This is a genomic window from Micromonospora sp. NPDC048063, assembly GCF_043202855.1.
Taxonomy (GTDB): Bacteria; Actinomycetota; Actinomycetes; order Mycobacteriales; family Micromonosporaceae; genus Micromonospora.
Genome location: NZ_JBIDBG010000008.1, coordinates 42,297 through 58,350, shown reverse-complemented (window position 1 = coordinate 58,350; position 16,054 = coordinate 42,297). Strand labels below are relative to the sequence as shown.

Here is a 16,054-nt window from a genome sequence, read left to right as displayed (position 1 = left end):
AGGCTACTACCGCCGCCGGGTGGGGCCGGGTCATAGAGCGCGCCGGATGTGCGCCGTATTACCCCGGTGGTCGCGTCGCTGCACCTGCCATCCGGTCCCTGCACCTGACCTCCATCAGCGGGGCGGGCCGGCCTCTCGGCGTCGACACTCCCGGTGGCGCCCTCCGCGCGTTTTCCTGGCGGGCCGGGCGACTGGGGGTCTCGGGCGGGGTGCCTGCGGACGTCCCCGGGCCGGCGGGTGCCTGTGGACGTCTCGGGCGGGCGGGTGCTTGCGGGCGTCTCGGGCGGGCGGGTGCGGGCGTCAGCCCGCTTCGGCCGCCGCCAGCGCGTCGCGACAGAGCCGGTCGGCGGTGCGGGTGGTTTCGGGCAGCCGGTAGCGCGGCGTCAACGCGAGCACCCGGGCCGTCGCGTTGTCGAGGCTCATCCGGTGGCCGACGCTGACGAAGACCGGCTTCACGCCGTCCCGGGTACGCAGCACCCGGCCCACGATCTCGTCCCCGTCGCGCAGCGGCGCCCACGCGCCGCGCTCGCCGGCCGGCGGGGCCCACTCGCCGAGCAGCGGCGTCTTTCCCACCCCGATCGCCGGCAGTCCGGTTACCACGCCCAGGTGGCAGGCCAGCCCGAACCGGCGCGGGTGGGCCAGCCCGTGCCCGTCGCAGACCAGCACCTCCGGCCGCACGGTCAGCCGGTCGAGCGCGTCGAGCAACGCGGGCAGCTCGCGGAACGCGAACAGCCCCGGGACGTAGTCGAAGGCGGGCCGGCCCACGCTGACCGCCGAGTCGACCACCGCGAGCGTCCGGGCGTCCAGCACCGTCACGGCCGCCGCGAGACGGTCGCCGCTCTCCGCGTACGCGACGTCCAGGCCGGCAACCGTCGCCGGCTCGACCGGCCCCGGCCCCACCAGGTCCACCAGCGGCCGCAACCGCTCCTGCACGGCCAGCGCCTCCGCCACGCTGCCCGGCACCACAATGGGCGCACCGGACACCTCAGACATGCCGACCTGCGCGATCCCCGATCCGCCCGTCGTCACGACGACCGGCCAGTGGCCTGCCTGCCGGCACTCTGCTGGCCAGCGGACCGCTGGTCGGTGTCTGATTCAGCCATTTCGCCATGCTATTCCGGCCGTCACAAGCCACCCCGTCCACGGTGAACGGCGGACGCTCCTACTGGCCGACGCGGCCGTCGATCAGCTCGCGGAGCAGGTCGGCGTGGCCGTTGTGCCGGGCGTACTCCTCGATCATGTGCACCAGCAGCTCCCGCAGCGAGACCTCCCCGCCGCCGTGCCGGCCCGTGACCCCCAGGTCGTCGGACTCGGCGACGAAGCGCTCGGCGAACTCCACCTCCGCCCGCCAGGTGCGCCACGCCTCGGCCACCACCTCCGGGTCGCCGACCGCGCCGTCGAAGTCGCCGTCCGGGTCGGCCTCCGAGCAGTAGAGCTTCGGCGCGTCCTGACCGGCCATCGTCCGCCGGAACCAGCCCCGCTCCACCTCGGCCAGGTGGCGGACCAGGCCGAGCAGCGACAACTTCGATGGCGGTATGGCCCGCCGGGCCAGCGCCTCGGCGTCCAGGTCGGCGCACTTGAGTTCCAGGGTGAGCCGCTGGTCGCGCAGGTACTCGACGAGGATCGTCCGCTCGTCGTAGTGGTTGCCGTCGGAGCGGGGGTCGTCGTCCGGGTGGACGAACATGTTCGACCAGGCGAAGTTCTGCGTGGGGCGGTCGGCGGCGGGGGCAGCGAGGTCAGCAGGGGATTCAGCCATACGAGTGAAACTGACCGACACCGAACCGGAGTCGCAACAGGTTTCCGCCGGCGACGGAACTCACCCTTCGCCGCCTTCTGCACCTAGCGAAGGATCAGCTGCGGGGTCTCCCGCTCGCCGGAGTTCCTCTTCGAACATGACGAAGGTCTTCCTGCGGATTCCCGTGACCAACGCCGCCTCGTGAGGCGTGAGCGGCCGACGCTCCGCGTCCGCCTGCTCCTCAATCGCACTCACCGTCTCGTACAGGGCGAAGATCGGGCCGCTGCCGCGTAGATACCGTCCTCGGTCATGCTCGGTGAATCCGATGAACTCGTCGCGCGACAACTCCTCAATCTCATCACCGCCGACAAAGAGAACTTTGCGGACCAAATCGTCCGCCCGTTCCCAACCTCCGGTCTTCCTTGATAGTCGCCAACCCTGGATCTGGCCCGCCTCATCCGATATGAGCTTGAGGGGGGTCTCGTAGTAACTGAAAAAGGCCGGAAGTCCCCCCGGCGGCCGGGTATTCACCGCTCCATCGCCTCTCGCTCATGGCGTTCCAGAGCAGTTCGGAACGCTTCCTGCTCCCGGACGACAAGCCCGTCCCGTATCGCCAACTCCACAGTCGTCAAAGGACGGTCCTGCAACTCCGCCATCGCGTCGAGGTCTCGGCGTACCTCATAAAGCGCGTGTTCCCACTCCGCAACCTCGTCCAAGGCTAGAAGCTGAAGACGGAGTTCCGCCACATGCCCATTCGACATCCGCAAACTTAGCAGCACGTCCCGGTACCCGCTCAGCTGAGGCTCAAGGAAGCGATCCTTCTTGGCAAGAACCTCGATGCCGGGTTCCTGACCGATCCGCTGCAGTCCCCGATACAGGTCGTCAAGACTTCTGAACTGGATCCTGGCCGCAGCAAGGTCTTTCAGTGACGACACATCGTTCTGGTATTCCACCACCTTGTCAAGGACGCGCCGACGATCTTTGGGCTTATCCCGCCAGCTCGCCACCCCGCCCTCTCCAGCCATTCGCAGCGCCAGTTCGTTCAGTTCCGGCTGAGCCACTGACGCTTCCATGTACAGGCTGTTCAGGTAGTTCAGACGATAGGTCTCGTCGTCCTGCTGAGAGGGATCGAATCCGGGTTGGTAAATCTGACGCTTCCTCGGGTTGACCGAATCACCGAGCGCCCTCTGCGCAGCGCTGATTCCCCCTTGGGGGGGCTTCACCTCACCGGGCGCGACCGCCTCGGCACCGGAGTCCACGAGGTCATCAAGGACGGAGCCGAGGACGACGATCGCCTGTTGGTGAACGGCCAGGTGATGCAGTGTCACCGGACGCGCCGTCAGCGAGTTCGCCAGTTCCGGCGTAGCGAGGATCATCCGTGCCAGGTCAGGCCGTTCCGCCAACTGCCGGACGAGGGTCTCGGCGAGCATCGGCTCGTCCTTCGGTGGCGTCCGCCACGTGTCGTCCAGCATTCGCTGCACGCGTGGCTCCGCGAACAGCCGCGCCACGTCCCGCGCCGCCGGCTCGTCGAGGTTCGGTACGAGTCGCCGGAGGTTCGGCGCATCGAGCCCGGCGGCCACCTCGACCGGGGTCACACCGGCGGCGAACACCCGCTCCAGGTCCGGCTCGTCGGCCAGGACGGCGCTCACGGGTTTGCCGTTCACCACCCGTTCCGCCTGTGCGCGTTCCCGTCCGGCCCGCAGCTCTTCCGGCGGGGCGTCGCCTCGATCGAGTGCCGGTCCCGGCTGTTCGGGCCGGGCTGATGGCAGCCCATCAGACGGGGCGGCCGACCCGGGGTCGTCGAGCAGGTGCATGCGGTTGAGGTACGGCTCGCCGTACCCCTGGTCGGTCTCGGCGGGCGGGTGGTCCGGCAGGTCCGGACGCTCGCTGAACCGGCCGCGCCGCAGCCCGCCGAGCGGCATCGGTCGGGCGTCCGGGCCCAGCACCAGCACCTCGGTGTCGACAGCGTTGTACGGGTGCGGGGTGCCCTGGTGCCGGTACAGCGGCGCGTCCGACACGGCTCCGGTCTGCGGGTCGAGGTAGAGCACCGTGCCGTGCTGGTTGAGGGCGACCCAGATGTGGGAGCCGCCCTGCTCCCAGCTGTTGACGACGAAGGCGAAGCTGCCGTGGCCGCCGATGCGGAGCTGGTAATGGAGGTTGTCGTAGCCGGTGTCGACGGCCCTCCGCCGCTCGGCACCCTGAACGTCCTCCGTCGGCTGGCAGAGGCGCTGGAAACGCCCCCCGGTCACGTCCTCGATCCGCCCCATGCCGCCCAATTCACCGTCGATGGGGCGCGTGACGTCACCGGCCAGGTAGGCGTCGAAGGTGCGGGGCGCGGCCACCCGGGGCCGGCCGTGCATCCAGGTTTCGAACAGCGAGAGTGTGCAGTCGATGCAGTTGATGGCGCGGGTCGGGTCGGCTCGCGGCCCGCCGTCGTTCACCAAGCCGAACCAGCCGCCGTGTCGGGGATCGGCGGTCCGCTTGACGCTCCCGTCGGGCTCGCGGGGGACCTGCCGCTCGATGTCGGTCTGGTGCAGCGCCAGCGGCGGACGCAGACCGCCGGGCTGGCCGTAGTTCCGCGACCGGTCGATCGGCGGCGGGTGGTCGTCCCTCGTCAGCGCCGAGCGGTCCGTGGTCTCCACGGCACCGAGTGCCAGGTCGCCGACATCGTCGTTGATCCCGCGGAAGTCCGTGTCGGTGACGGCGACGACGACCGGGGCGACCGTCCCGGCGAGGACCGCTTCGGCCAGATCCCGCTGCTGGTGACACCAGCGCTCCCGTTCCCGGCTCTCCTGGAAAAAGCGCTCGGAGGTGGCACGGTGCCCGGCCTGCGCCAGCCGACGGCCCTCGCTGACGAGCCACCGGGCTTCGTCATAGCTGCGGTCCGCGGCCTGACGTAGCCGGGCCGCGCTGTCCCGGCGGCGATTCTCCTCGTGGTTCGTCCGCTGGAACTGGAAGTGCCCCCGGTAGCGGCGTCGTTCGAAAGCATCCCGATCCGCGGCCCACCTGGCGGCGTACCACTCGGCGGTACGTGGACGCGGGGCTTGTTCTGCGGCTCCTGGCGGATGCGCCACCCCGTCATGCGCCCGGGTCGCAGGTCCGTCCTCTGGGGCCTGGGGCGGCGACGGCGGGACAAGGATGGGCGCGGTCTGCGCTGCCTGACCGCTCCTAGCCGTGACCTCACCGACCGCCGTCTGCGTGGTGGCAGCGACCGGGTAGCTCTGCGCCGGGATGCCGCCAAGAGGGGAGGCGACCCCGGGATTGTTCGGCGTGGTCCCTCCGACCACCGACGGAGCGGTTGTCGTGGCACTCGGATGCTGCGCGGTCACCCCGGCGCCCGCTGCCTGTTCGGCGACGTTGCCGGGTCCCGCCGACAGCGGCACCGCGGGCGCCGGCGGTGCTTCGGGCATGACCGAGGAGAGCGTCAGATCGAGTGGGGCAGCCGACGCGTCGACACGTGACGTCGGGGACAGCGCGGGCCCGGTGGCCTCGGTCCCCGGCGTGAGCTGGGGACCGTTCCGCGCTTCCGCGAGCGTCGCCTCGGCTGCCGGCGCGACCACGGGAGTGGCGGAAACGGTCTCCGCAGGCGCAGCCGGCAGCCCGGAGGAAGCCGCGCCCTGCTCGGGAAGCCGCACTCCGGGCTCGAACGAACCCGGCCCGGGTGTCGCGCGCGTTTCGGGTGCCGACGTGAGTTCCGCGGCCGGCGGGGCGACGTCGACGGGTGGGCCGGGTCGGGTTGCCGCCGCCTCCGGCGTCGCCAGCGGGTGCCGGGGCACATCCAGGTTTGCCGCCGGGCCTGCCGTGGCGCTTGAGGTCTGTGCCGCAGTCCCGCTGTCCATCGCGGTCAGCGACATGCCGGCCAGGGCGCTCATCTGGCCGTCGAGCCGGGCCTGCAGCGCGGCGTCGGCCTGGGCGGTGGCGGAGCCACGGGCACCGGACACGGCCGCCCGGGCCGCATCCTCCACGGAAGTAAGTCCCTGGCCGGTGGCGAGGCTCGCGGCCTGCTCGGCCATCACCTCGCCGGTCATCTCGCGGCCCAGGTGCTCCCCGATGCGGGCGCCCCGCCCGGTGGCGTGGCGGCCGAGGCCGGCCAGGGGCGCCACCGTTCCGCCGGCCAGGCCGCCGACCGCCGTCGTGCCCAGCTCCGTCATGTCCAGCCCGTGCCGTCGGCCGGTCGAGTTCTGGTACGCCTGCGTGGCGAGGTTGATGCCGCTCTCCTCGGCCGCCTCGGACACCCCACCCAGCGCCGCACGCCGAGCGAGGCCCCGCACGCCGCCCTTGGTGACCTCCTTCGCCGCCCGCTCGCCGGCTTCCTTGAGCCCCTGCTTGAGGGACTTGCGGGCCAGTTGCGCCATCAGCCGCTTGAAGATCTGCTGCACGATCAGCCGGGTGGCGGTGATCGCCGCCCCGGCGGCGGGCGAGGCCGCGCCGGCGGTGAGCACGGTGGCGACCGCCAGCGACAGCAGCTCGATCACCAGGATGCCCAGCTCGATCCAGACCTCGAGCTTGGCGCCCTCGATGTCGCAGCCGCACTCCTCCACCAGCCGGCCCAGCTCGGTGCTGACGGCGAGCAGCACGGGCAGCGGTGCCTCGTCGCCCTCGGCGACCCGGCGCCAGGCGGTGTCGAAGGCGGCGGCGACCGCCCCGACGCCGCCGTACCCGCCGCGCACCTCAGCGGCGGCCGCGACGGCGTCGGCGTGCGGCCCGGCCAGCGCCGCGGCCACCGCGTACCACTGGTCGGCCAGCTCCCAGACCGCCCGCTCGTTCCCCTCCGGCCACTCGACGCCGATCACCCAGTCGAGAGCCTCGTAGACCCAGCCCGGCAGGTCCCAGGGCGAGTAGTCGAGCGGGTGCGGGATGGGGCTCGGCAACAGACTCATCCGGGTCTCCTCCGCGGATCAGCGCTGCTGGTGCCGGTCGCTGGCGCGGTCGAGCCGGCCGGCGCTCGACGCGTCCGTGCGGAGGTTGGCGTCGACGGACCGGACCACGTCGGCGCCGAGGCCCTCCAGGTGCCGCCCCACGCCCTCCCACACGCGCAGCACCAGCTCTTCGAAGCCCCGGTACTTCTGCTCGAAGGCCGCGCCGATGTCGTCCCTGCCCCACGGCCGGGATGCGCTCGCCGCCGCGACGGCCCCGCCGACCTCGCGGCGCCGTGCGCCGACGGCCTCGCCGGCGAGCGAGAGGTCCGTGCCGCCGCGCCGGGCACGCTGCGGGTCGAGCCAGAGCTGCCCGTCCATCACTCGCCCCGGCGCAGGGCCGAGTCCGCCCGGCCCAGCAACGACCCGAAGTCACCCGTACGCAGGAAGTCGACCGCTCCGGAGCTGGCGGGCAGGTAGCCGGCCACCAGTTCCTGGGTGGCGGAGGCGGCGGTCGTGCCGGCCCGGTGGATCGTGGTGGTGATCTTCCGGCTCAACGCCTTCGCGTCCCGGTCGTTGTATACGGAGGGGTGCAGCTCCACCGAGATCAGGTCGCCCCGGGCCCCGACGGTGGCGGTCACCTGCCCGTCGTCGGAGCGCTCCGTCACCCGCAGCCCGGCGAGCCGGGCCTGCAGCTCGTCCAAACCGGACCGAAGTCGCCGGTAGTCCCCGTACACCTCGTCGAACCGCGCCCGCAGCGCGCGATTGGCGTCCCGGTCCACGCTCTCGCCCAACGCCACCCTCCCCGGTCACCGTCGGTAGGGCGAACCATACCGGCCGCCACGATTCCGTGGGGTCCGGTAGTTTCGAGCCCGTGATCGATCGCCAGCAGGCCGAGCAACTCGCCGCCGTGTGGGCCCGCCGCGAGTCGCAGCGCCTGGGACACGAGTGCCGCCCGACAGTCGACGAGTTCGACCTCGGTTACGTGATCACGTCCACTGTGTCCATCGACGCGAGGACGGTGCCGGGCGAGCTGCCGACCACCGTGGTGGACAAGCAGACCGGCGAGGTGACCACCTGGCCGCGCGTGCCGGTGGAGATCGTCGAGCAGATGTACCGCACCAGCCGGGCGGAGGGCCCGGGCGCGCCGCGCACGGTCGATCCGGCGAGCCAACTGCTCCGCGAGATCCGCCGGCTACCCACCCCCGGCGCGGCGGCGCACCTGACCGTGGAGGGCCGGCTGTTCCGCGCGCAGGGGGCCAAGGGCGATGTCGAGCTGCGCCACCACCCGCTGGTCCGGGCCTACCTGGACGAGCTGCCCGCCGGCCACCTGGCGCGCGGCGGCGACCGGCACGCCGAGCTGATCGTCGTCTCGGACGCCCTGCACGACTACGACCACCGCCGCGCCGCCGAGGGCATCGCCCCACTGGGCATGGCCGACGCGGAGACGCTGCTGGGCGGCGCCCGCTTCGAGGTCTTCCGGGTGCGCGAGCCGGGCGACCCGTACGGCGGCAGGGCCGAGCGCGCCTGCGACTCGTGTCTCAACTTCCTGGTGCACTTCAACGTGTTGCCCTGGTCCGAGCTGGCCTTCACCGCCGAATGGCATCCGGAGCCACAGCGCCCGCATCATCCGGACCGCTTTCCATCCGCGGTCGCGGACGCGCTGATGGAGGCCGGCTGGGAGGACAGCGAGTTCAATCCGGCCCTGGCCGCCGGGGCTATCCGCGAGACGTGCGAGGTCACCGGCCAGCGACACCGCCACGAGCCGTTCCCGGCGGCGGAGCGGGCGCTGACCTCCTTCCCCGCCGTCGTGAGCAGTCGCCGGGGCCCCGGCGAGGCGGTGTGGATCAGTCGGTTCACGACCAATCCACTCCGGAGCGCGCACTCGGCCGACACGCTGGCCGATTTCGCCGCTGTCCTCGGGGTGCGACTCTTCCCCATGGGGTCCGAGCACGGTGACAGCATCCTCGCTGTCGACGAGCGGGGTCGGGTGTTCGCGTTGGACCAGGCCGGCGAGTGGTTCCTCGGCGCGGATGTCGACGCCGCGCTGACCACCCTGCTGCTCGGCCGCGCCCCGGCCCGCGTCCGCGACGACGGCACCTGGGACGACGGCACCTGGTGAGCTACAACGCCATTCCGGTCAGCACCATGACGCGCGGGTCGGTGTAGTCCTCCATCGCGCTGCGCAGTCCCTCGCGCCCGACGCCGCTGCCCTTGACCCCGCCGTACGGCATCTGGTCGGCCCGGTACGACGGCACGTCGCCGACGATGACCCCGCCGACCTCCAGGGCGCGATGCGCGGCGAAGGCGACATCCAGGCGATGGGTGAAGACGCCCGCCTGCAACCCGTACGCCGAGTCGTTGACGGCGGCGAACGCGGCCTGGTCGTGCTCGACGGGGGCGACCACCAGCACCGGCCCGAAGACCTCCTCGGCGCAGACCTTGGCGTCCGCCGGCACCCCGGTGAGCACGGTCGGCGGGTAGGTGGCGCCCTCGCGCCGGCCGCCCACCTCGATGGTGGCGCCGGCTGTGGCCGCCTCGTCCACCCACGCCTCGACGCGGCGGGCGGCCTCCTCGGACACCAGCGGGCCCACGTCGGTCAGTTCGTCGGACGGGTCGCCGGTGCGCAGCTCCTGCACGGCCGCGACCAGCCGGGGCAGGAACGCGTCGTAGAGCCATTCGTGCACGTAGACCCGCTGCACGGCGATGCACGACTGCCCGGCCTGGTAGTTGGAGAACGTCGCTATGCGGTGCGCGGCGAAGGTCAGGTCCTCGTCGGTGTTCCAGTCCTCGCAGATCACGGCGGCGGCGTTGCCGCCCAGCTCCAGGGTGACGTGCTTGTCGGGCACGGACCGGCGGATCGCCGCGCCGACCGGCCCGGAGCCGGTGAACGACACCACCGGCAGCCGGGGGTCGGCGACCAGCTCGGCGGCGCGTTCGTTGGGCAGCGGCAGCACCGAGAACATGCCCTCCGGCAGGTCGGTCTCGGCGAGCAGCTCGCCCAGCAGCAGCGCGGACAGCGGGGTGGCGGGGGCGGGCTTGACGACGATCGGGGCACCGACCGCGATGGCCGGGGCGACCTTGTGCGCGACGAGGTTGAGCGGAAAGTTGAACGGCGCGATGCCGAGCACCGGCCCCTTCGGCACCCGCCGGACCAGGGCGATCCGCCCGGTGGCGGCGGGGTCGGTGTCGAGGCGTTGCAGCTCGCCGGAGAACCGTCGGGCCTCTTCGGCCGCCCAGCGGAAGGTGGAGACGGCCCGGCCCACCTCGGCCCGCGCCCACTTGAGCGGCTTGCCGTTCTCGGCGGTGATGAGCCGCGCGATCTCGTCGGCCCGCTCGGCGAGCCGCCGGGACACGTGGTCCAGGGCCGCCGCGCGGGCGTGCGCGGGCAGGGCCGCGGCCGTCGCGGCCACCCCGGCGGCTGCCGCGACGGCCGCTTCGACCTGGGCGGCGGTGGCGAGGGTGGTACGACCGACGGCGCGCCCGTCGTAAGGGTGGTGGACGGTCAGCTCGCCCTCGCCGTCGGCGGGGCGGGAGGCGACATAGAAGGCTGCGGACTCCACGTGGAGCAGCGTAGACGACCAACCCTTCCACGGAAACAGTCGCGTCAACCCTTGTCTGCCGCGAATTCAGTGGCCAAGATGGCAGTCAGATTGCGATAACCGCCGCAGACCGCCCCCTCTGGGAGTGAGCCCGTCATGAGTGACCAGCAGCAGCTGCGCAACTTCGTCAACGGCGACTACGTCGAGCCGACCGACGGCGGCTACGCCGACCTGGTCGACCCGTGCACCGGAGAGGTCTTCGCACAGGCCCCGGTGTCCGGGCCCGGGGACGTGAACAGGGCGATGCGGGCCGCCTCCGACGCCTTCGAGACCTGGCGGGACACGACCCCGGCCGAGCGGCAGAGGGCGCTGCTCCGGCTCGCCGACGCGGTCGAGGCCCGCGCCGCCGAGCTGGTCGACGCCGAGGTACGCAACACCGGCAAGCCGCGTCAGCTCACCGCCGAGGAGGAGCTGCCGCCGGCGGTCGACCAGTTCCGCTTCTTCGCCGGGGCGGCCCGGATGCTGGAGGGGCGCTCGGCCGGCGAGTACATGGCGGGGCACACGTCGTACGTGCGGCGCGAGCCGATCGGCGTCTGCGCGCAGGTCACCCCGTGGAACTACCCGCTGATGATGGCGGTCTGGAAGATCGCCCCGGCCCTGGCCGCCGGCAACACGGTGGTGCTCAAGCCGTCGGACACCACGCCGGTGTCGACGCTGCTGCTGGCCGAGATCGCGTCGGAGTTCTTCCCGCCGGGGGTGTTCAACGTGGTCTGCGGCGACCGGGACACCGGTCGTACGCTCGTGTCGCACCCGACCCCGCAGCTCGTGTCGATCACCGGCTCGACCCGCGCGGGCATGGAGGTCGCCTCCGCCGCGGCCCCCGACCTCAAGCGGACCCACCTGGAGCTGGGCGGCAAGGCCCCGGTGGTGGTCTTCGACGACGCGGACGTGGCGGCGGCGGCCGAGGCGATCGCGGTCGGCGGCTACTTCAACGCCGGGCAGGACTGCACGGCGGCGACGCGGGTGCTCGCCGGCCCCGGCGTCCACGACGACTTCGTGGCGGCGCTGGCCGAGCAGGCCCGCAACACGAAGACCGGCGCGCCGGACGACGCGGACGTGCTCTACGGCCCGCTCAACAACGCCAACCAGCTCTCCCGGGTCAGCGGCTTCGTCGACCGGCTCCCCGACCACGCCGACCTCCGGACCGGCGGCTCGCGCCTCGGCGAGCGCGGCTACTTCTACGCGCCGACCGTCGTCAGCGGGCTGCGCCAGTCCGACGAGATCATCCAGGACGAGGTGTTCGGGCCGGTCATCACGGTGCAGCGGTTCTCCGACGAGGACGAGGCGGTGCGCTGGGCCAACGGCGTCGACTACGGCCTGTCGGCCTCGGTCTGGACGAAGGACCACGGCCGGGCGATGCGGATGACCCGCCGGCTCGACTTCGGCTGCGTCTGGGTGAACACGCACATCCCGTTCGTCTCGGAGATGCCGCACGGCGGCTTCAAGCACTCCGGCCACGGCAAGGACCTCTCGGTCTACAGCCTGGAGGACTACACCCGGATCAAGCACGTCATGCACAACATCGAGGGCTGAGCGCGATGGCCTCCTCGGACGAGTTGCACAAGCGGCGCGGCGCGGCCGTGGCCCGCGGTGTCGGCAGCACCGTCGCGTCCTACGTGGACCACGCGTCGGGCGGCACCATCGTCGACGTCGACGGCCGGGAGTGGATCGACTTCGCGGCCGGCATCGCCGTCACCAACGTCGGCAACTCCGCGCCGCGCGTGGTCGAGGCGGTGCGGGCGCAGGTCGAGCGCTTCACGCACACCTGCTTCATGGTCGCCCCCTACGAGTCGTACGTGGCGGTCTGCGAGCAGCTCAACGCGCTCACCCCGGGCACGTTCGACAAGCGGTCCGCGCTGTTTAACTCGGGCGCCGAGGCGGTGGAGAACGCCGTGAAGATCGCCCGGCACGCCACCGGGCGGCCGGCGGTGGTGGTGTTCGACCACGCGTACCACGGCCGGACCAACCTGACCATGGCGCTGACCGCGAAGAACATGCCGTACAAGCACCGGTTCGGGCCGTTCGCCGGGGAGGTCTACCGGGTGCCGATGTCGTACCCGCTGCGCGACGGCGGGCTGGCCGGGTCGACCGCCGCGGCCCGCGCGATCGAGACGGTCGAGAAGCAGGTCGGCGCGGAGAACGTCGCCGCGCTGCTGATCGAGCCGATCCAGGGCGAGGGCGGGTTCGTCGTACCGGCGCCGGGGTTCCTGCCGGCGCTGCGGGAGTGGGCGACGGCGGCCGGGGTGGTGTTCGTGGCCGACGAGATCCAGACCGGGTTCTGCCGCACCGGCGACTGGTTCGCCTGCCAGCACGAGGGCGTGGAGCCGGACCTGGTCACCCTGGCCAAGGGCATCGCCGGCGGCCTGCCGCTGGCCGCGGTCACCGGCCGGGCCGACCTGATGGACGCGGTGCACGTCGGCGGGCTCGGCGGCACGTACGGCGGGAATCCGATCGCCTGCGCGGCGGCGCTCGCGGCGATCGCGACCATGCACGAGCTGGACCTGGCGGGAGCGGCCCGCCGGATCGGCGCGGCGATGACGGCGCGCCTGCGCGCCGTGGCGGACCGTGATCCCCGCGTCGCCGAGGTACGTGGCCGGGGCGCGATGCTCGCCGTGGAGATCGTCCGGCCCGGCACCCTGACGCCCGACCCGGTCGCCACGGCGGCGGTCTCGGCGGCCTGTCACGCCGCCGGCCTGCTCACCCTGACCTGCGGCACGTACGGCAACGTGCTGCGCTTCCTGCCACCGCTGGTGATCTCCGACACCGAGCTGCGTCGAGGGCTGGACATCCTGGACGAGGCTTTCGGCGCGTAGCGGCGCGGGCGCGGGGCGGCACCGCACCCACCCCTATCTTTGTTTCCCCCGAGTAACCAAACATCGATCGATCTACACATCGCGCCGCGGACGTTCTACGCTCTTGCTCAATTTGATCAATTGCGATCGATGGCGGGACCCGCCGTCGTGGAGCGAGAGGAACACCCGAGGGATGACACCTCCCCACCTTGCCGCGCGCCGCTGGCGTCTCGGCGTGCTGACCACCGCCGTCGCCACCGCCGTGGCGTTCGGCGCACCCGCGACGGCAGCCCCCGCCGAGGGGCAGATCCTCCTGGCAGGCGGCCCCACCGCCGTCGACGGGTCGTACATCGTCGTCTTCAAGGACGCGACCGTGGGGCGGGCCGACGTCACGAAGCGGGCGCGCGACCTCGCCGGCCGGCACGGCGGCGCGGTCAACCGGACGTACCAGAACGCGCTGCGCGGGTTCGAGGCCCGGATGTCCGAGGCCGAGGCCAAGCGGCTCGCCGCCGACCCGTCGATCAGCTACGTCCAGCAGAACCACACCGTACGGATCAGCGGTACGCAGAGCCCCACGCCGTCCTGGGGCCTGGACCGGCTCGACCAGCGCGCGCTGCCGCTGAACAACTCGTTCACCTACCCGAACACCGGCTCGGGCGTGAAGGCGTACATCATCGACACCGGCATCCGGTTCGGCCACGGCGACTTCGGCGGCCGGGCCGTCACCGGGTTCGACTCGATCGACGGCGGCAGCGCCGACGACTGCAACGGGCACGGGACCCACGTGGCCGGCACGGTCGGCGGCAGCGCCCACGGCGTGGCCAAGGGCGTCACCCTCGTCGGCGTCCGGGTGCTCGACTGCCAGGGCAGCGGCACCGACGCCGGCGTCATCCAGGGCGTCGACTGGGTGACCGGCGACCACGCCGCCGGCCAGCTCGCGGTGGCCAACATGAGCCTCGGCGGCGGCTTCAGCCAGGCCCTCAACGACGCGGTGGCCCGCTCCATCGCCGACGGCGTCAGCTACGGCCTCGCGGCCGGGAACGACTACGGGGCCGACGCCTGTGACAGCTCGCCGGCCAGCACCCCCGCCGGGATCACCGTCGGCTCGACCACCAACACCGACGCCCGCTCGTCGTTCTCCAACATCGGCACCTGCCTGGACATCTTCGCCCCCGGCAGCTCGATCACCTCGGCCTGGCACACCAGCAACACCGCCACGAACACCATCAGCGGCACCTCGATGGCGACCCCGCACGTGGTCGGCGCCGCCGCGCTCGTGCTCGCCGCCAACCCGTCGTTCACGCCGCAGCAGGTGCGCGACAAGCTCGTCGCCGACGCCACCAGCAACGTGGTGACCAGCCCCGGCACCGGCTCGCCCAACAAGCTGCTCAACCTCGGCGACGGCGGCACCACGCCCCCGCCGACCACCGGCTGCACCCAGACCAACGGCACCGACGTGACGATCCGGGACAACGCCACGGTGGAGAGCACCATCACCATCGCGGGCTGCACGGGCAACGCCAGCGCCACCAGCACGGTCGCGGTGAACCTGGTGCACACCTACATCGGGGACCTCGTCGTCAGCCTCGTCGCCCCGGACGGCAGCGCCTACACCCTGCACAACCGCAGCGGCGGTTCCACCGACAACATCAACCAGACCTACCCGGTCAACCTGTCGTCGGAGGTCGCCAACGGCACCTGGAAGCTGCGCGTCCAGGACGCCGGCGCCGGCGACACCGGCTACCTGAACAGCTGGACGCTCAACCTGGGCGGCTCCGGCACGCAGGAGTGCACCGGCACCAACGGCACCAACGTGACCGTCGGTGACAACGCGACGGTCACCAGCACCGTCGCGATCAGCGGCTGCACCGGCACCGCCTCGTCCAGCAGCAAGGTCGCGGTGCAGATCGTGCACACCTACATCGGGGACCTGGTCGTCAGCCTCGTCGCCCCCGACGGCAGCGCCTACACCCTGCACAACCGCAGCGGCGGCTCCGCCGACAACATCAACCAGACCTACCCGGTCAACCTCTCCGCGGAGACCCGTAACGGCAACTGGACCCTGCGCGTCCAGGACGCCGCGTCCGGCGACACCGGCTACATCGACACCTGGACCCTGACCCTGTAGGTCTCCGGAACGGACGGCCCCGACGGGCCGCCACCGTCGCAGGGCCCCTCGCCGTCGCGGCGAGGGGCCGTGCACCGGACGACCACCTGGGCCCACAACCAGGCCGCCGCCATCCGCTGACCCTCCCGCCCCAGGTCGACCCACAGCACCAGGGCCCCGCCCGCCTCGCCTACCCGGGTCGGATCGGGAGACGGGCGGTCAGGCGATCTGCCGCAGGTCGTTGCCGTAGTCGAAGATGATGCGGAGCCGAGCGCCCAGGGCTGCGGCGTAGCGGCTCAACGTGGCGACCTCGTTGACATCGAGGTCACCGTTCTCGATCTGACTGACCCGTCCCGGGGTGACGCCCATCAGTTCGGCCACCTGGCGCTGGGTCAGCCCCAGCCGCTTACGCTCCTCGGCCAGGTGGAACGCGCTCACCCACGCTTCGGTACGCGCCCGCTCCCTCTCGTGCTCCGTCTCGTCGTCACGAAGCTCGTCACGGACGTCTTCCCAGTCGTAGAACTCGGTCACGACTCCCCCCTTCGCCTGCTCTCATGGTCGAGCCAAGCCTTGTAAGCGTCCTCCGCCAGTGGAATGTTGTCGTGGTACCAGCGCGTCCAGTTGTGCGCCTTGTTACCTGCCACGAGCAGGACGGCCTGGGACCAGGGATCGAAGACGAACAGCACCCGAACCGCGACGTCCCGCCCTGACCTGGGACGCAACTCTTTGAGATTACTGATGGCGCTACCCCGCAGCGTGTCGACCAGCGGACGCCCCAGCCCGGGCCCGACCTCCGCGAGCATGTCGACGGCCACGCTCACGCTCCGGTACGTGTCCGGATCGGTATGCCGCAGCTCCCGGAGCCACTGCCGGACCTCGCCGGTGACCCGCACGGACCAACGTCCCCCGGTCGCACCGCTCATCACGCAACTATAGCTCGAACTAAACAGCGTCCCTGGCGC

Annotated in this window: 13 protein-coding genes; 4 read left to right on the top strand and 9 right to left on the bottom strand. The window is 72.0% G+C overall.

All coding sequences use genetic code 11. The annotated features are described in order from the left end of the window. Nucleotides 1-300 precede the first annotated feature (300 nt). The 6 genes from ACGFZ2_RS20355 to ACGFZ2_RS20330 form a co-directional block, all read right to left on the bottom strand. Nucleotides 301-993, bottom strand: a complete 693-nt coding sequence (locus ACGFZ2_RS20355; RefSeq protein ID WP_393455718.1) for an endonuclease V — start codon at nt 991-993, stop codon at nt 301-303. A gap of 169 nt (nt 994-1,162) precedes the next feature. After that, entirely contained in the window at nt 1,163-1,756 is a 594-nt protein-coding gene (locus tag ACGFZ2_RS20350) for a DinB family protein (RefSeq protein ID WP_393455715.1), read from the bottom strand. Between the two features lie 60 nt (nt 1,757-1,816). Next, nucleotides 1,817-2,266 carry a hypothetical protein gene (locus ACGFZ2_RS20345; RefSeq protein WP_393455712.1) on the bottom strand — a complete coding sequence of 150 codons (450 nt, stop codon included), beginning with the start codon at nt 2,264-2,266 and terminating at the stop codon, nt 1,817-1,819. Continuing rightward, nucleotides 2,263-6,459 (bottom strand): toxin glutamine deamidase domain-containing protein, encoded by a 4,197-nt coding sequence (locus ACGFZ2_RS20340; protein WP_393455709.1) that lies wholly within the window; start codon nt 6,457-6,459, stop codon nt 2,263-2,265. Before ACGFZ2_RS20340 ends, ACGFZ2_RS20345 begins: the two co-directional genes overlap by 4 nt. A gap of 174 nt (nt 6,460-6,633) precedes the next feature. Next, nucleotides 6,634-6,972, bottom strand: coding sequence for a hypothetical protein (locus ACGFZ2_RS20335; protein WP_393258758.1), 339 nt, complete (start codon nt 6,970-6,972; stop codon nt 6,634-6,636). Continuing rightward, on the bottom strand, nt 6,972-7,391 hold the full coding sequence (locus ACGFZ2_RS20330) for a YbaB/EbfC family nucleoid-associated protein (RefSeq protein ID WP_393258756.1): 420 nt from the start codon (nt 7,389-7,391) through the stop codon (nt 6,972-6,974). The genes ACGFZ2_RS20335 and ACGFZ2_RS20330 overlap by 1 nt, the downstream gene beginning before the upstream one ends. A gap of 74 nt (nt 7,392-7,465) precedes the next feature. Between ACGFZ2_RS20330 and ACGFZ2_RS20325 the strand changes: the two genes are divergently transcribed. Beyond that, nucleotides 7,466-8,713, top strand: coding sequence for an SUKH-3 domain-containing protein (locus ACGFZ2_RS20325; RefSeq protein ID WP_393455706.1), 1,248 nt, complete (start codon nt 7,466-7,468; stop codon nt 8,711-8,713). Between the two features lies 1 nt (nt 8,714). Here ACGFZ2_RS20325 and ACGFZ2_RS20320 read toward each other — a convergent pair whose 3' ends face one another. Beyond that, nucleotides 8,715-10,154, bottom strand: coding sequence for an aldehyde dehydrogenase family protein (locus ACGFZ2_RS20320; RefSeq protein WP_393455703.1), 1,440 nt, complete (start codon nt 10,152-10,154; stop codon nt 8,715-8,717). Nucleotides 10,155-10,289: 135 nt separating this feature from the next. On the opposite strand from ACGFZ2_RS20320, the gene ACGFZ2_RS20315 reads away from it, so the two are divergent. The 3 genes from ACGFZ2_RS20315 (at nt 10,290) to ACGFZ2_RS20305 (ending at nt 15,113) form a co-directional block, all read left to right on the top strand. Beyond that, a complete protein-coding gene (locus ACGFZ2_RS20315) occupies nt 10,290-11,726 on the top strand; it encodes a gamma-aminobutyraldehyde dehydrogenase (RefSeq protein WP_393455700.1) in 1,437 nt (478 codons plus the stop codon). 5 nt (nt 11,727-11,731) lie between these two features. After that, on the top strand, nt 11,732-13,006 hold the full coding sequence (gene gabT, locus ACGFZ2_RS20310; RefSeq protein ID WP_393455698.1) for a 4-aminobutyrate--2-oxoglutarate transaminase: 1,275 nt from the start codon (nt 11,732-11,734) through the stop codon (nt 13,004-13,006). Between the two features lie 172 nt (nt 13,007-13,178). Continuing rightward, nucleotides 13,179-15,113 (top strand): proprotein convertase P-domain-containing protein, encoded by a 1,935-nt coding sequence (locus ACGFZ2_RS20305; RefSeq protein WP_393455695.1) that lies wholly within the window; start codon nt 13,179-13,181, stop codon nt 15,111-15,113. 198 nt (nt 15,114-15,311) lie between these two features. On the opposite strand, the gene ACGFZ2_RS20300 is transcribed toward ACGFZ2_RS20305, so the two are convergent. Both ACGFZ2_RS20300 and ACGFZ2_RS20295 read right to left on the bottom strand, forming a co-directional pair. Continuing rightward, on the bottom strand, nt 15,312-15,623 hold the full coding sequence (locus tag ACGFZ2_RS20300) for a helix-turn-helix domain-containing protein (RefSeq protein ID WP_393297176.1): 312 nt from the start codon (nt 15,621-15,623) through the stop codon (nt 15,312-15,314). Next, nucleotides 15,620-16,015 (bottom strand): type II toxin-antitoxin system RelE/ParE family toxin, encoded by a 396-nt coding sequence (locus tag ACGFZ2_RS20295; RefSeq protein WP_393455692.1) that lies wholly within the window; start codon nt 16,013-16,015, stop codon nt 15,620-15,622. The genes ACGFZ2_RS20300 and ACGFZ2_RS20295 overlap by 4 nt, the downstream gene beginning before the upstream one ends. Nucleotides 16,016-16,054: the final 39 nt, after the last annotated feature.

Excerpts from the sequence above, each read along its gene's own strand:
- ACGFZ2_RS20355 (WP_393455718.1), bottom strand. The coding sequence starts at position 993 with ATGTCTGAGGTGTCCGGTGCGCCCATTGTGGTGCCGGGCAGCGTGGCG.
- ACGFZ2_RS20350 (WP_393455715.1), bottom strand. The coding sequence starts at position 1,756 with ATGGCTGAATCCCCTGCTGACCTCGCTGCCCCCGCCGCCGACCGCCCC.
- gabT (WP_393455698.1), top strand. The coding sequence starts at position 11,732 with ATGGCCTCCTCGGACGAGTTGCACAAGCGGCGCGGCGCGGCCGTGGCC.
- ACGFZ2_RS20315 (WP_393455700.1), top strand. The coding sequence starts at position 10,290 with ATGAGTGACCAGCAGCAGCTGCGCAACTTCGTCAACGGCGACTACGTC.
- ACGFZ2_RS20295 (WP_393455692.1), bottom strand. The coding sequence starts at position 16,015 with ATGAGCGGTGCGACCGGGGGACGTTGGTCCGTGCGGGTCACCGGCGAG.
- ACGFZ2_RS20305 (WP_393455695.1), top strand. The coding sequence starts at position 13,179 with ATGACACCTCCCCACCTTGCCGCGCGCCGCTGGCGTCTCGGCGTGCTG.
- ACGFZ2_RS20335 (WP_393258758.1), bottom strand. The coding sequence starts at position 6,972 with ATGGACGGGCAGCTCTGGCTCGACCCGCAGCGTGCCCGGCGCGGCGGC.